This is a genomic window from Candidatus Frankia alpina, from assembly GCF_902806485.1.
Classification (GTDB): domain Bacteria; phylum Actinomycetota; class Actinomycetes; order Frankiales; family Frankiaceae; genus Frankia; species Frankia alpina.
In genome coordinates, this window is sequence record NZ_CADCWT010000116.1 from 1 (window position 1) to 14,562 (window position 14,562).

Here is a 14,562-nt window from a genome sequence, read left to right on the forward strand (position 1 = left end):
CTCGAGGGCGCCAGGTGGGCGTGCTAGTGGGCGCCTCGCGGGGTCCATGCCCGCGACGGTGCCCCACACGCTGTGACGCCCACCCCATGAGATCGCCCACCCGGGGCCGCGCAGCTCGCCCACCTCGACGTGTGAGTGTCGGAAGCCGATCAGCCCCGGCTTCCGCGCTGCCCGGCAGCGTGTCCCCCGAACCGACGCCTGTTGCGGTGCGTTCTGGACGGTTCGAGCTCGCAGAGCGTGCAGAACGCACCGCACTCCGCCCGGCCGCACTCCGCCCGGCGCACATGTGCGCCGGTACAGCCCCACCGGTGGCGGGCGGTGGCCAGGGCGGGCGGGGCGAAGGACCTGCCACCGCGCCTCAGTGACCCCGGGCGCGGGCCACTGAGGCGCGGTCCGGGGATCAGGGACCGGTGCCCGGCCGCCTGCTGCGGTCGGGGTGCCCTGCCCGGGTCAGGGCTGGCGGGCCTGGACCCGGATGCGGTTGGTCAGCTCGGTGACCTGGTTGTAGATCGCGCGCCGTTCGGCCATCAGGCCGCGGATCTTGCGGTCGGCGTGCATGACCGTCGTGTGGTCACGGCCCCCGAAGTGCTGGCCGATCTTGGGCAGTGACAGGTCGGTCAGTTCGCGGCACAGGTACATGGCGATCTGCCGGGCCGTCACCAGCACCCGGCTTCGGGAGGTGCCGCACAGGTCGTCCATGGAGACGCCGAAGTACGCCGCGGTCGCGTTCATGATCGCCGCTGCGGTGATGTCGGGGTTGCCGGCGTCCGGGATGAGGTCCCGCAGCACGATTTCGGCGAGCGTGCGGTCGACGTGGGACTTGTTCAGACTCGCGAACGCCGCGACCCGGATCAGCGCACCCTCCAGCTCGCGGATGTTGCGCTCGATGTGCGTGGCGATGTACTCGAGCACGTCGGGCGGCACGGGCAGGCGCTCGGTGGCGGCCTTCTTCGACAGGATCGCGATGCGGGTTTCGAGGTCCGGCGGGGTGATGTCGGTCATCAGGCCCCACTCGAACCGGCTGCGCAGCCGATCCTCGAGCGCCGAGAGCTGCTTGGGCGAGCGGTCGGAGCTGATGACGATCTGCTTCTCGCCGTCGTGCAGGACGTTGAACGTGTGGAAGAACTCCTCCTGCGTCCGCTCCTTGTTCTCCAGGAACTGGATGTCGTCCACGAGCAGGACGTCGACGTCCCGGTAGCGGCGCTGGAAGGCCTGCTGGCGATCGTCCCGGATCGAGTTGATGAAGTCGTTGGTGAACTCCTCCGAGCTCACGTACTTGACCCGGGTGTTCGGGTACAGCTTCAGCGCGTAGTGGCCGATCGCGTGCAGCAGGTGGGTCTTGCCGAGCCCGGAGTCCCCGTAGATGAACAGCGGGTTGTATGCCTTCGCCGGCGCTTCGGCGACGGCCACCGCGGCCGCGTGGGGGAATCGGTTGCTGTCTCCGATGACGAAGGTCTCGAAGACGTAACGGGGGTTCAGCCGGGCCTGCGCGGGCTCGGTCTCCAGCGGAGCGGCGTCGCGGCCGAGCCCCGCAGCCACCCGCATCGGCGGGGCGCTCTCGGTGGAATCGGGGAAGGGCAGCTCGCCGTTCACCGCCTCGCCGGCCGCCGGCGAGGCGGCGGCTCCCCTCCCCTTGCCGGAGTCCGTGGCCCCCGCGCCGCCCGATCCGCGTCCCCGGGAACCGCCGGGGTCCCGCTGCGCGCCGCCCTCTCCCGGCCGGACGATCCTGATCGGGCCACTCATCGGCTCCGGATCGGGCAGGTGCTCGACGGTGACCGCGACCCGGATCTCCCGTCCATACGCTGTGGACAACGCTGTGGACAGGAACGGCCGCAGCCGCGAGTCGAGAAGCTCCTTGGTGAACTCGTTCGGAGCGGCGAGCAGGGCTGTGTCCTGCACGAGGCCGAGCGGGCGGGTCAGGCGTAGCCACGCGCGCTGCTGGGCGGACAACGTGCCGTCGGCGACTCCGGCGACGGCACGGCTCCAGACCGCGGCCAGGTCCGGGTCGCCCGTAGGTTCCTCCCCGAAAGGTAGACCGGCGACGGAGTCGGCTCGGGGGTTGGACACGGGGGCTCCTCGGGCAGTTCGGTACGGTTTGCGGGCGGTGCTGGCCCCTCAGATGGGGGGTACGTCGCGGATGTTGATGTGGTCCCGGTCCGGCCGCGACCGGGACGCCTCGTCCCGATGGTTCTCCACATCGTCGTCCACAACCTGTGCATGGACGCGGCAGGGCCTCCGGCGTGGCGTAAGCGGCTCACTCCCCGTGCGGTGCCCGACTCCGTCGCGTCATCCGGATCTGCCTCGGCCTCCGCCGATCACCCTCTCCACAAGCGTTTCCACAGGCCAGAGTGCACCCGGCCGGTGGGCCCCTGAACGCGGGCCTGCCCGGCACCGTCCGGCACCCGCGTGCACGTGATGTCGCCCAAGGATCGTAAGGCGCTGCCTGCTCGGGCTGTGCCGGGGTCGGGCGAGAACGGGCGGACCGTGGCGGGGCAGGCAGGCCAGCCCGGGTCGGTAATCCTGGCCGTGTGGCATTTGCTTACAAGCAGCCACGTCGGTGGCCGGGTCCGTCCGGATGTGGGCCGCGGTCGGGCCTGCGGTGGCTCCGGGCCGACCGTGTCGGGCCACGGTCGCGGGTCGGGTGGGCCGGTCCGGCTCGAGCTGACGGCGAAGGGGGCGCGGTCGCCGGGCGGTTCACGGCGCCGGCATGTGTAGGCTAGGTCGAACCGCGGTGTTAGACCGCTTCGTTTGTCGTGGGATGCGCTTGCGCGGGCCGTGTGGTGTGGCCCACTCCCTCGGCGACGGAGCTCACCGCCCGCGTCCATCTTGCAGACGGAGTCTTCACGTGAGTAAGCGCACCTTCCAGCCGAACAACCGCCGGCGGGCCCGCACGCACGGGTTCCGGCTGCGTATGCGGACCCGTGCTGGTCGTTCCATCGTCTCCGCCCGCCGTCGCAAGGGCCGCAGCGAGCTCTCCGCCTGACGGCGGGTTCCTGCTGTACCCCGGCTGTCATGCTTCCTGAGGGTTCCCGCGTGCGGACCCGGGCCGAACACGCCCGCGTGGGGACCGCGGGCCGGCGGACCCGGTCCGGCCCACTGGTTGTCCACGGCTTGTGGACAACCAGTGGTGAGTCTCCGCGGGCGGGTTTCGTCGTCGGCCGTCGGGTCGGCAACGCCGTCGTGCGCAACCGGGTGCGCCGCCGCCTGCGCGAGCAGGTGCGGGCCCGATTGGGCCAGCTGCCTGCGGGGACCATGCTGGTGGTGCGCGCTCTGCCGGAGGCGGCCTCGGCCAGCTCCGAGCTGCTCGGCCAAGCCCTCGACGACGCGCTCGCGCGGGCTGCGCGCGCGGTCTCGGACGCCCCGCGCGACGACGCCCGCGCGCGCCGGGTCCGGGCCCCGCGGCCCGTGGTGGGGAGCAGCCGATGACCGCCGGGATTGTCTTGCTCGCGGCGCTGGCGGCGATCGCCGTCGTTGATCTTTTCCTGGCCTGCGGGCCGGCCCGCAGGCACCTGCCGAGCGTCGCCCGCACGGCCGACGGCGCGGTTCGGGGCCCGCTTGCCTGGGCGCTCGCCGGGCTCGTGCGGCTCTACCGGGCCGGGTGGTCCGGTCGTAACGTCGGCATGTGTCGGTTCGAGCCGTCGTGCAGCGCCTACGCGCTGACGGCCGTTCGCCGTCATGGCGGCGTGCGCGGTGGAGCGCTGGCCGTCGGCCGGCTACTGCGCTGTCAGCCGCTGTCGGCTGGCGGGTACGACCCGGTTCCCGGCGAGCCCACCGGTCCGCCCGCCGGGCTTCCCCCGCCCGCCGGCGGACCGCCGGATACCGGGGTTCGGTCGAGTACAGGCGCGGATCCGGGAACCACTGTGGGGCCGGGAGTCGTTCGCAACCCCAGGGGGGTGACGACCGTCTCCGGACATGGTGACCGCGCGGTCGCGCCCGGACACACCGGTGCCGTTGCGCCGGCCCACAGGCATGGCTTTCCGTCTCCGGCCGAGGGGACGCGGGCCGAGATCGTCGGTTCCGGTCGTGGACCGTGGGCGTAAGGAGTCTGAACGTTGTTGAATCCCCTTTACCATCTCGCGGCGAACGCGATCGTCTTCTTCCATAAGGGATTCGCGCCGATCTTCGGCGCCGACAGGTTCTTCGCCTGGGCCTTCTCGGTCGTCCTGCTTGTCATCGCCGTCCGCGTCCTGATCTTCCCGCTGTTCGTCAAGCAGGTGAAGTCGCAGCGGACGATGCAGATGATGCAGCCGCGGATCAAGGAGATCCGGGAGAAGTACGGGCACGACAAGCCCCGCATGCAGCAAGAGATCATGGCGTTGCAGAAGGAACATGGCCACCCGCTGCTGGGCTGCCTGCCGATCGTGCTCCAGATCCCGTTGTTCATCTCGCTGTTCCATGTGTTCACCCACCTGGCTCCGATGAACGAGGGCCCGAACGGGTCCCTCGTCTGGCGGCCCCGGGTGGGGCTGTCCGCGGAGCAGGTCGAGCAGATCGCCTCGGCCAAGGTCTTCGGAATCTCGCTCGCCAGCGAGTTCGGTTCCGACAGCGACTTCGTGCACTTCCTCGGGGTGAACAGCACTCACGTCAAGATCCTCGCGGTCGTGCTGATCGTGCTGATGGGTCTGACCACCTTCATGACCCAGCGGCAGATCATGGCCCGCACCGGACCGGTGGACCCGCAACAGGCGATCGGCCAGAAGGTCCTGCTCTACGGCTCCCCGCTGATGCTCGCGGTCTTCGGGTTCCGGTTCCCGATCGCCGTGCTGCTCTACTGGCTCACCACCAACCTGTGGAGCATGGGTCAGCAGTTCTTCGTGATCAAGCGGATGCCGCCGGTCCGCCCGCTCCCCGCCAATGGCCGGCTCCCCGGTGCCCGCACCGCGGCCGACGGCGCGCCCGCCCCGTCCCGCCCGGCGCCGGGCGTGCGGGCCGGTGCCAAGTCCAGGAACCGCCCTCGGCCGGCGACTGCGGGCGGGCCGAGCCTGGCCAAGAGTAGCGACTCCGGTGCCGGGGCGGTGGCCGCGTCGGGCGGTGGTTCGACCGCCGCCAAGGGTGCCGCCGCCAAGGGTGCCGCCGCCAAGGGCAGCGCGACGAAGGCTGGGCGCGGCTCGTCGACGGCCCCGCCCGGGACCCGGTCCCGTAGCGGCGCGTCCGCCGTCCGTGCCGCCGAGCCGGCGAAGAGCTCCCAGCCGGATGCCCTGCCCGGCCCGGGCGCGGTCGGGGAAGCCGAGGACGCTGCGGCCCCCACCGCGGCGCGGTCCACGGCCGCGGGCAAGTCCCCGTGGGGTGGCCGGAAGAACTCGCCGGGCAAGGGCGCCGCGCAGGCCGCCGGCAGCGGCGCCGAGCCGGCCGCCGTGCCCGCGACGGGTGACGGCGCGGCGGGCCGCCCCGCTCCGGTTCCCGCCGGTGTCCGTCGCCAGGTCGGTGGTTCCCGCCCCGCCAAGCGGCGAGGCAAGGGTAAGCGGCCCGGCGGGCGGCGTTGACCCGGGGAGCCTCTCCCCGACCGGCGAACTCGCCGGTCCCCCTGATTTCGTCGCCGTGCGGAGGTATCCCGTAATCTCTGCTCCGCCGCCCCCTGTTCCCCTGGAGAAGCGCTGATGACCGGTTCGGCACCTGACCTGGCTGTGGATGGAGCTGGAGTCTCCGACGAGGAAGGCTCCCCGGAGGAAACCGGGCTCAGCCCGCAGGAGCGGCGACTCGTCGACCTCGAGCAGGAGGGGGAAATCGCCGCTGACTACATCGAGGGCCTGCTCGACATCGTCGATATGGACGGCGATCTCGATCTCGATGTCGAGGGCGGCCGGGCCGTCGTCGCGGTGGTCGGCGAGAAGCTGGACAAGCTGATCGGAACCGGTGGCGAGGCTCTCGAGGCTCTCGAGGCGCTGCAGGAGCTGACCAGGCTGGCCGTCCTGCAGAAGACGGGGACTCGCAGCCGCCTCATGCTCGACGTCGGCGGTCATCGGGCGCGACGTCGGGTTGAGCTCCGTCAGGTCGCGACGGCGGCGGCGGAGCGTGCGATCGAACGCGGCAAGCCCGAGACGCTCGCCCCGATGACCCCGTTCGAGCGCAAGGTCGTCCACGATGTGATCGCCGAGATCGACGGCGTGCACAGCGAATCCGAAGGTGAGGAGCCGAGCCGGCGGGTCGTCATCCTGCTCGGCTGACCCGGCTCCCCGGGCTGGCCGCCCATCGGCGTCTGATCCGGTGCGTTGCGCGCGGACCGCGCCAGACGGGCATAACGACCTCCTCTGCGTTGTGTCCTGATGGCAGCGGCTAGATTCGGGCCGGAGGTGCGGCGGTGACCGCCGCTGGTGATCGGGGGATGCCGTGCCGCCTGCGGGCCGTCGTCGGCCTGGGCGGTCCACGGCGCTGGCGGCCGGCGCGGTCGCGGTCGGCCTGTCCGGCGTGCTGTGCCTGCTGCACGCCTACCTGACCAGACCCCTCTGGTACGACGAGATCTGGCGGGCGCACTTCGTCAGCGAGCCGCTGGCGTCGTTCTGGTCGGAGCTGACGGTCGCCAACACGCCGTCCGCGTTCGGCTGGCTCGGGATCACCCGGCTTACCGGCGAGGTGTTCGGCTGGCACGCCTGGTCGCTGCGCCTGCCCGGCTATGCGGCGCTGCCGTTGCTCGGGGCCGCGATCGTCGTGCTCACCCGCCGTTTCGCCGGCACGGGCGCTGCGGTGCTCGCCGCCTGCTGGCTGTGCCTCAACACGACGTTTCTCGATCTGGCCACCCAGCTCAAGCCGTACACGGTGGAGGCGCTCGCCGCGGTGTGCATCGTCGGTGTCTGGACCGCGGACCCGCTCGGGCCGCCCGGCGAGGCCCCGGCCGCCGGCGCCGTTCGTGGACTTGACCGCGGCCGCCTGGCCCGGCGAACGGCGGCGGGTGCGCTGGCGCTCGCCGCCGTGCCGGGGATCTTCGTGGTGCTCCCGCTGGCGGCGGTCGACCTGTGGCGCGGTCCGGCGCGGCGGTGGCGGTTGGTCGAGTGCCTTCCCGCGATCGCGCTGAGCACCGCGCACACCGTCGGCTTCGTCGCCCACCAGTCCAGCCAGCGCAACGGCGACTACTGGGATCGGCAGTTCCTCGCCGGTCGCGGGCCGTGGGCGGCAGTGCGGTTCGTCGCCGAGCAGATCCGCGTCACCGTCACCGGCTCGCCGCCGGGAATCGACCGGTTCGACCCGAGCCTCATCCACGGCACGGTGCCCGCGGGCCCGTTGGGCTCGGCGCCGGCGGTCCTTACCGGGACGCCGTCGCCGTGGCCGGGGGGATCGGTGTCGTGGCGCTCGCCCGCCACCGGCAGGGCCGGGCTCTGCTTGCCGCGCTCGGCGGTGCGGAGCTGATGATGCTCGGCGCGAGTGCCGTGCGTTACTGGCCGTTCGGACCGACCCGGACCAACCTGTATGTGGTGCCACTGTTCGTTGTTGTGGTGATGGTGGGCGCCGAGCGGGTGATCCGGTCCCTTCTGTCGATGGTGCTCGACCAGCTGTCCCGTGGCGGGCCCCAGCAGGCCGCTGAGCGCTCTAAGGGTGCTCTCCCTACCCCCCTACCCTTGCCTGGATCGGTAATTTCTCGGTCACTCTCCGATTTTTCGCCGGGGTCGATGACAGAAGGTGACGGCGGATCCGCCCTTCCCGGAACGGCGGTCCCGGCTCCCGCGGCCTCTCCTGAGACCCTGCCGCCAGCGCTGGCCGGGCCGGCTCGAGTGCCCCCGCTCGCGGGCTCGCGGCTCGGCCGGGCCCGCGCCGCGGTCGCGTTTCCCATCGCCGTGGTCATCGCGATCACCGGCTGCGGCGTCCTGCTTGCGCAGACGTCCCTGTCGGGCAGTCGACCGCTGTGGGAGCACCGGGATCGGCTACGCGGCCTGGACCTGATGGTCGATGCGGCCCTCGTCACCCGCCGGGTGGCTCGGCCGGGAGACGTCGTCGCGGTCGGCGGTCGACTCGCCCGGCCGGGCTGGCTTTACGCGATGGAGGTCAGCGATGACGGACCGCGCGATCCCGCCGATCTTCTGCCCGGCCCCGGGAGGGACCAGCGTTCCCGGCCGGGCGGCGCTGGGGGAACGGCCGACGCCGCCGCCGACGAGACGTCCGCCGTCGGGTCGCTGGTGACGGTGCCCGCGCCGCGCGGAGCCGTCGGTGGCACCGGTGGTCTCGTGGTCGACGGGGCGAGGGCCGTCGGCGGTCACCGGCCGACGGACCTGGCGGCCGGCACCCGGGTGGCCGTGGCCGGCGGGGGTTGGTACGCCGGCCCGGATCGCCCGGCGGGACACCGTCTTCTTCGGCGGCACCAAGCCCGCTCTGGTACGTCAGCTCGCGCATCGCCCGGTCCCACCCGGGCATCTGCTCGTCTTCGTCTTCGACATCGAGCGGTCGGATCTGGCTGGCCAGCTCGCGTCGCTGCACGGGACCGGCTGGTGCGCGACCCAGGACTGGAATTTTCGGCTGACCGGGGCGCTGACCCGCTACGACCGTTGTGTCCCGGGCGCTCGGCCGCCCCGGCGGGTCATCGTCGCCTACCACTGAACCGTCGCCCGGCCACTGAACCGGCCTCGAGCGGCGGCTGACTCGGGCCGGCGGATTCCGTCGGGTACCGCGGCGCATGCCCCGTCGGGCACAGCGGGGATGCTTGTCGGGTGTGCGATCCTCTCTCTGCCTCGTCCTGTCCCGCCCGGTTCACGATGCCCGGCGGCGGCCCACCCGAGCCGTTGCCGGGAACGGGATCCGGCTGGCCCGGCCTACCCGTTGCCGTCGAGGCAGCCTTCGGCAGCGACGGGGATGGCACCTCCGGGCCGGCCCGGGCGGGTGTGCGATGACCGACTCTGACGCCTCGGGTCCGGTGCGCCCAGCCAGCCAGCCGCCGTCGGTGCCGGCGGCGGCGGCCGAGCTGTTCGGTCCGCGGCTCGCGGCGGCGGCCCGCTTCACCGAATTGCTGGCGACCGCCGGGGTGGAGCGCGGACTGATCGGTCCCCGGGAGACGGACCGGCTCTGGGAGCGGCACGTGCTCAACTGCGGGGTCCTCGCCGCGATCGTCCCCGCGGGTGCTGATGCCGTTGACGTGGGCAGCGGCGCCGGTCTGCCGGGAATCCCCCTCGCCCTCGCCCGCCCGGACGTGCGGGTCGTGCTGCTCGAACCGATGGAACGACGCTGCCGCTTTCTTCAGGAGGTTGTGGCCGCGGTGGGCCTGGAGGGCCAGGTTTCCGTCCTGCGTGGCCGCGCGCCGGATGCCGGAATCGGCCCGGAGGGTCGTAGATTCGGAGTAGCCGTCGCACGCGCGGTCGCCCCGCTCGAGCGGCTGGGCGCAATCCTCCTTCCGATGCTGCAACCGGGTGGTGTCATGCTGGCGATGCGCGGTTCGCGGATCCTGGCGGAATTGCAGGACGCGCGCGGCAGTCTCGGAACCCAGGGGTGGCATCCGGTGGATGTCGTGGTGTGCGGAGAGGGGCGGGTGGATGAACCCACCCGGGTCCTCCGAGCCGTGCGGTCATCCCAGCCTTCCCGGGCCGAAGGCAGGAAAGGGCGCGGCGACGGTGAGCGGCACGATGGCAGACAGGTCAGACGAACGGCGCGGGACTCACGGCGATCACGGGAGGTCGATCGTGACCAGCCGACGCGTGGGCAGTCTCGTTCCACGTGAAACAGTGTCGACGGGCCGAAGCGGCTCCGCGGGCGGGGGCTATCGGGGTTACGACTCCGTCATTCCCCCGCTGGATCCGCTCGACCGGTCGACCCCGATCGGAGCGGCGGCGGCGGCAGCAGTGGAAGCTTTGGCGGCAGAACGACGACAACCATTCCCCCGGCCCGCTCGGCGGCGCATCATCTCGGTGGCCAACCAGAAGGGCGGCGTGGGCAAGACGACGACGACGGTCAACCTGGCCGCGGCCCTGGCCTCGCACGGCATCCGAGTCCTGGTGATCGACCTCGATCCGCAGGGCAACGCGTCAACGGCGCTCGGTGTCGATCACCATTCCGGTGTCCCGTCCATCTACGAGGTGCTCCTCGGTGACCGACCGCTCGACGAGGTCATCGTCGCCTCGACCGAGGGGCCTGAACTGTTCTGCGCCCCTGCGACGATCGACCTGGCCGGCGCCGAGATCGAGCTCGTCTCGCTCGTGGCGCGGGAGAATCGGTTGCACCGGGCCATTCAGAGCATGAAGCGGGAGGTCGACTACGTCCTCATCGACTGCCCCCCGTCGCTCGGTCTGCTGACCGTCAACGCGCTGGTGGCGGCGCGGGAGCTGCTCATCCCGATTCAGTGCGAGTACTACGCGCTGGAGGGCCTCGGCATGCTGCTGCGCAATGTGGAGCTCGTCCAGGCCCACCTGAACCAGGACCTGCGCCTGTCGACGATTCTGCTGACCATGTACGACTCGCGCACCAGGTTGGCCGACCAGGTCGTCCACGAGGTCAAGGAACACTTCGGGGATCGAGTGCTGGCCACGACGATCCCCCGCAACGTCCGGCTCGCGGAGGCCCCGAGCTACGGGCAGTCGGCGCTGACCTACGACCCGACCTCCCGCGGCTCCCTGTCCTACCTGGCAGCGGCCCGTGAGCTTGCCGAGCGGGGCTTCGATCCGAACGGAGCGGGTGCATGAGCGCGCGCCGCAGTGGGCTGGGGCGTGGGCTCGGAGCCCTCATCCCCGTCGCCCCCCCGCCCGTCGAGGAGCCCGGTGCCGATCGTTTCGCGGCGGACCCCGCCGGCTATGCCGACGGGGTCGGCGGTCACCTCGGCGCCTTCGGCCTGCGCAGCGGCGAGCGTATCGGCCCGTTGTCTGTGCAGGGCGCGACCTTCCACGAGCTGGCGGTTGGGTCGATCGTCCCGAATCCGCGCCAGCCCCGGACGCACTTCGACGAGGATGCGCTGGAGGAGCTGGCCGCGAGCCTGCGCGAGGTTGGCCTGCTCCAGCCGGTCGTCGTACGCCAGGTGGGGCCGGAGCAGTACGAGCTCGTGATGGGCGAACGGCGCTGGCGGGCATCCCAGCTCGCCGATCTGACCCGCATCCCCGCGATTGTGCGGGAGACCGCCGACGACGCCATGCTGCGCGACGCCCTGCTGGAGAACCTGCACCGCCAGCAGCTCAACCCGCTTGAGGAGGCGGCGGCGTACGAGCAGCTGCTCAAGGACTTCGGGGCGACCCACGAGGAGCTCGCCGGCCGGCTCGGCCGGTCCCGCTCGCACGTCACCAACACCATCCGCCTACTCGGGCTGTCGCCCGCGGTGCAGCGGCGGGTTGCGGCCGGCGTGCTCTCGGCGGGCCATGCGCGGGCGCTGCTCTCGCTGCGCGACGCCGAGGCTCAGGATCGGCTCGCCACCCGCATCGTCGCGGAGGGGCTGTCCGTTCGGGCCGTCGAGGAGATTGTCGCGCTGGACGAGGACACGCCGCGCAAGCGGGCCCCGCGCGGCCCCCGCTCGACCCCGCCGACCCTGTCTCGACTCGCCGATCAGCTCTCGGACCGCTTCGAGACGCGGGTGAAGGTGGATATGGGGCGAAACAAGGGAAAGATCACGGTTGAGTTCGGCTCCATCGAGGACCTGGAGCGGATCGTCGCGGTGATGTCCCCCACGACCGTGCCGGACGCCGTCTCGCCCCATTAGCCCGCCGGCCGATCCAGGGATCCTTCCCGGGGGAGGGGCGGGCTGACCAGCATGGGACGCGGGGACGAGGCGTCCCGGCTGGCGTCAGGCGGGATTGCCGGCTTGGCCGACCTTGCGGAGCACTCCCTCTGGAGTCATCGAGCCGAGCAGTCGTTCGAGCGCTACCTCGACGTCCTCAGGCCAGCTCACCGCGTTCTTCACCTCGAGACGCAGCCGGGGCCACCGGTGGTGGGGGCGCACGGTCTTGAAGCCGACGGCCAGCAGGTAGTCGGCGGGCACCACGCACCGGGCGCCGGAGTTCTGCAGATCACCGAACGCCTCCACCGCCTTGAACCCCCGGCGCAGGATTTCCTTGGTGATGGACTGGATGAGGATGCGGCCGAGGCCCTGGCCCGCGAACTCCTCCACGATGAGCGCCGTCATCAACAGGACCGCGTCCGGTGACACCGGGCTGGTGGGGAAGGCGGCCGAGCGGGGCACGTACGCCGGCGGCGCGAACATGATGAATCCGGCCGGGACATTGTCAACGTAGACGATCTTCCCGCAGCTTCCCCATTCAAGTAGCGCCGCAGAGACCCAGGCCTCCTTCTCGAGGCCGGTGGCCCCGGTCTCCTCTGCGCGGCTGCGCGCGACCGGATCGAGCTCCCAGAACACGCAGTGGCGGCAGGGCAGCGGCAGGTCGTCAATGTTGTCCAGGGTGATGTTCGCGATGCGACGACTCATCGAAAGGGCACTCCCGCGGTTGGCCACCGGGCCGCCGTCCACTCCGGTGGGGTGAATCGCGGCCGTTTGGACTCAGCCTAGGCCGACCGGCCTGGATCGACCCCCGACGCACCGCACCTGTTTCACGTGAAACCACTCTCCCGCGCGCGCCGGGCTGCTGCGGGCGCCTCGCCTCGCGGCATCCGCCGGCGCGGCGGGTGCCGGGGTGCCGGTTGGACCGGCGGGGCCGTCAGGCGCGACCGGCGAGCCGCGGGACGTGAAGCTGTCCCGTCGGGGCGTCCATCTCCGGTGGGAGGAACAGTCGCTGCGTCGCCGCGAGGACCGCCTCGGCGACCGCGGCGCGGAACTCGGTCGAGCCGAGTGCGCGCGCGTCATGATCGTTGGTCAGGTAGCCGAGATCGAGCCGGACCGTCGGCATCCGAGTGCGGCGGAGCAGATCCCAGACCTTCGGGTGCGTGCGACAGTCCAGCATGTCGGTGCGAGAAACGATCTCACGCTGGACAAGCTGGGCGAATCGCTCACCGACGGCCGAGGACCCGCGGGCGTTGCCGTAGTAGTAGGCTGAGACCCCCCGCGCGTGACGGGAGGTGCTGCCGTCTGTGTGCAGCGAGATCAGGAGGTCGGCCTCGAGCTCGTTCGCACGGGCGGCGCGCTCGGACTCGCTCGGCGACTCGTCCGGGCCGTGGATGAGGTGGGATTCCAGGCCGGAGTCGAGCAGTCGGGTGGTGAGCCTGGCGGCGAGATCGGCCATGAGGTCCCGCTCGCACAGGCCGCCACTGACGATGCCGAGGTCGTCGCCGCCGTGCCCGGGATCGAGGGCGACGACCACCCCGAGCAGCGAGGTGCCGCGGGCGAGCAGGCGGACCGACTCGCGCAGCACGTCGGGACGGCCACCGGTCACGGTGCGGCGCAGCCTCTTGAGCTCGCGCAGCGTCCGCGGACCGCAGCGGCCATCGGGATCCAGGCCGCGGTTGCGCTGGAAGTCGCGCACCGCGCTCTCCGTCCGCAGACCGAAGATGCCGTCGGTCCGGCCGACGTCGAACCCCATGTTGAACAGGCGCTCTTGCAACGCCGCCACGTCGTCCCCGACGAAGGGGTGCGCGGCGCTGAAATAGAGCAACCTGTCGCCGAGATTGTGGCGGGCCTCCTCGAGCGCCCGTGCGGTGTCCGGACCGAGTATCCCATCGACGGAGAGGCCCCGGCTTTGCTGGAATGCCCGCAGCGCGTTGTCGAGATCACGGTCGAACCGGTCGGGCGGAGCGACCGCGGCACCCCCCGACGCCGCAGCTGGGCCGAGTGCGCCGTCCGCAGCTGCTGGTGCTGCGGGGCTGGCTGGTGCTGCGGGGCTGGCCGGGGCGGTAGCGGCCGACGGGGGCAGCTCAGTCCCCATCGACTCCCCGGGACGTGTTCCGGGCGGCGCGACATTGCCCTGTTCCCCGCTTTGTCGGGGGGTCACGGGGAGAAAACCGAGATAGGTCAGGGCCACCCGAACCTCGGCGACGGCGGAACCTTGGTCTCCCAGCCGCAACAGCTTCACGAACGTGTACCTTTCAGCTTGCCTGCCCCCAACGTGTTCCCCGGCGGAGCCCGGTGGTCGGGACCGCCGCGTCGACGAACTGTTTCCCGACTGCCGCTTGCTGAATCTCAAGCCTAGGGCACGCCCGCGTGGTCCGACCGGCCGCGAGCGGGATCCTCCGCCATTGACCCTGCGTGACCGACCTGTCCGCGCTGTGGTACGGCACCCCATCCTGGCGGCGGCCTCGGGGTGAGGTGGGCTGACAGTGAGCCGCAGCCGGCGGCGGGTCCCGGGATACGCCGCCGGCCCGCCGGCAGAGACGCTCGGCGGGCCGTCGGTGGCGGCCGCTGCCGCGCCCACCCGCAAGGGTGAGTGCCGAGTGGCCGTCGGAGAGGATCAGGTGTCGCGGGGAACGATCAGATGTAGGCCGAGAGGTCGCGCAGCAGGGCGGCCTTCGGCTTCGCGCCGACGATGCTCTTGTCGACCTCGCCCTTGACGAAGACCGCCATGGTCGGAATCGACATGATCTGGTAGTTCCGCGCCGTCTCCGGGTTCTCGTCGATGTTCAGCTTGACGATCCGCAGCTTCTCGCCGTGCTCCTTGGCGATCTCCTCGAGGACCGGCCCGACCATCTTGCACGGGCCGCACCACTCGGCCCAGAAGTCCACCAGGACCGGTACGTCGCTCTGTAGGACCTCGGCGGTGAAGGTGCTGTCGGTCACGGGGGTGG

General features: G+C 71.7%; 14 protein-coding genes. 10 read left to right on the plus strand and 4 right to left on the minus strand.

Annotated elements, in window-relative coordinates; translation table 11 throughout:
- Positions 1-450 precede the first annotated feature (450 nt).
- Complete coding sequence (gene dnaA, locus G6R25_RS13685; protein WP_163553277.1) at positions 451-2,067, minus strand: chromosomal replication initiator protein DnaA; 1,617 nt, start codon at positions 2,065-2,067, stop codon at positions 451-453.
- 778 nt (positions 2,068-2,845) lie between these two features.
- Here dnaA and rpmH point away from each other — a divergent pair.
- From rpmH to G6R25_RS13730, 10 genes are all read left to right on the plus strand, one after another.
- Positions 2,846-2,983, plus strand: a complete 138-nt coding sequence (rpmH, locus tag G6R25_RS27075; RefSeq protein WP_009741462.1) for a 50S ribosomal protein L34 — start codon at positions 2,846-2,848, stop codon at positions 2,981-2,983.
- Between the two features lie 29 nt (positions 2,984-3,012).
- Positions 3,013-3,426 (plus strand): ribonuclease P protein component, encoded by a 414-nt coding sequence (gene rnpA, locus G6R25_RS13695; protein WP_163553278.1) that lies wholly within the window; start codon positions 3,013-3,015, stop codon positions 3,424-3,426.
- The gene (yidD, locus tag G6R25_RS13700; RefSeq protein ID WP_163553279.1) at positions 3,423-4,040 is read left to right on the plus strand and encodes a membrane protein insertion efficiency factor YidD; all 618 of its coding nucleotides are present in this window, start codon (positions 3,423-3,425) and stop codon (positions 4,038-4,040) included. The genes rnpA and yidD overlap by 4 nt, the downstream gene beginning before the upstream one ends.
- A gap of 12 nt (positions 4,041-4,052) precedes the next feature.
- Positions 4,053-5,483: a membrane protein insertase YidC gene (gene yidC, locus G6R25_RS13705; RefSeq protein ID WP_163553280.1), complete on the plus strand. Its 1,431-nt coding sequence runs from the start codon at positions 4,053-4,055 to the stop codon at positions 5,481-5,483.
- Positions 5,484-5,597: 114 nt separating this feature from the next.
- Entirely contained in the window at positions 5,598-6,164 is a 567-nt protein-coding gene (locus G6R25_RS13710) for a Jag family protein (RefSeq protein WP_163553281.1), read from the plus strand.
- 163 nt (positions 6,165-6,327) lie between these two features.
- Positions 6,328-7,341 (plus strand): hypothetical protein, encoded by a 1,014-nt coding sequence (locus tag G6R25_RS30530; protein ID WP_419469358.1) that lies wholly within the window; start codon positions 6,328-6,330, stop codon positions 7,339-7,341.
- A 795-nt stretch (positions 7,342-8,136) separates the two neighbouring features.
- Positions 8,137-8,523 (plus strand): hypothetical protein, encoded by a 387-nt coding sequence (locus G6R25_RS27080; RefSeq protein WP_235948335.1) that lies wholly within the window; start codon positions 8,137-8,139, stop codon positions 8,521-8,523.
- A gap of 286 nt (positions 8,524-8,809) precedes the next feature.
- The gene (rsmG, locus tag G6R25_RS13720) at positions 8,810-9,634 is read left to right on the plus strand and encodes a 16S rRNA (guanine(527)-N(7))-methyltransferase RsmG (protein WP_163553282.1); all 825 of its coding nucleotides are present in this window, start codon (positions 8,810-8,812) and stop codon (positions 9,632-9,634) included.
- Between the two features lie 187 nt (positions 9,635-9,821).
- A complete protein-coding gene (locus G6R25_RS13725) occupies positions 9,822-10,592 on the plus strand; it encodes a ParA family protein (protein WP_163553283.1) in 771 nt (256 codons plus the stop codon).
- A complete protein-coding gene (locus tag G6R25_RS13730) occupies positions 10,589-11,593 on the plus strand; it encodes a ParB/RepB/Spo0J family partition protein (protein ID WP_163553284.1) in 1,005 nt (334 codons plus the stop codon). Before G6R25_RS13725 ends, G6R25_RS13730 begins: the two co-directional genes overlap by 4 nt.
- Positions 11,594-11,677: 84 nt before the next feature.
- Here the strand turns inward: G6R25_RS13730 and G6R25_RS13735 are convergent, their stop codons facing one another.
- The 3 genes from G6R25_RS13735 to trxA form a co-directional block, all read right to left on the minus strand.
- Entirely contained in the window at positions 11,678-12,316 is a 639-nt protein-coding gene (locus G6R25_RS13735; RefSeq protein WP_163553285.1) for a GNAT family N-acetyltransferase, read from the minus strand.
- Between the two features lie 229 nt (positions 12,317-12,545).
- Positions 12,546-13,853, minus strand: coding sequence for an N-acetylmuramoyl-L-alanine amidase (locus G6R25_RS13740; RefSeq protein WP_163553286.1), 1,308 nt, complete (start codon positions 13,851-13,853; stop codon positions 12,546-12,548).
- Positions 13,854-14,248: 395 nt separating this feature from the next.
- Positions 14,249-14,562, minus strand: a 314-nt coding sequence (gene trxA / locus G6R25_RS13745) for a thioredoxin (RefSeq protein WP_163553287.1), incomplete at its 5' end; no start/stop codon positions are given.

Excerpts from the sequence above, each read along its gene's own strand:
- rnpA (WP_163553278.1), top strand. The coding sequence starts at position 3,013 with ATGCTTCCTGAGGGTTCCCGCGTGCGGACCCGGGCCGAACACGCCCGC.
- yidD (WP_163553279.1), top strand. The coding sequence starts at position 3,423 with ATGACCGCCGGGATTGTCTTGCTCGCGGCGCTGGCGGCGATCGCCGTC.
- G6R25_RS13710 (WP_163553281.1), top strand. The coding sequence starts at position 5,598 with ATGACCGGTTCGGCACCTGACCTGGCTGTGGATGGAGCTGGAGTCTCC.
- G6R25_RS13730 (WP_163553284.1), top strand. The coding sequence starts at position 10,589 with ATGAGCGCGCGCCGCAGTGGGCTGGGGCGTGGGCTCGGAGCCCTCATC.
- G6R25_RS13735 (WP_163553285.1), bottom strand. The coding sequence starts at position 12,316 with ATGAGTCGTCGCATCGCGAACATCACCCTGGACAACATTGACGACCTG.
- rsmG (WP_163553282.1), top strand. The coding sequence starts at position 8,810 with ATGACCGACTCTGACGCCTCGGGTCCGGTGCGCCCAGCCAGCCAGCCG.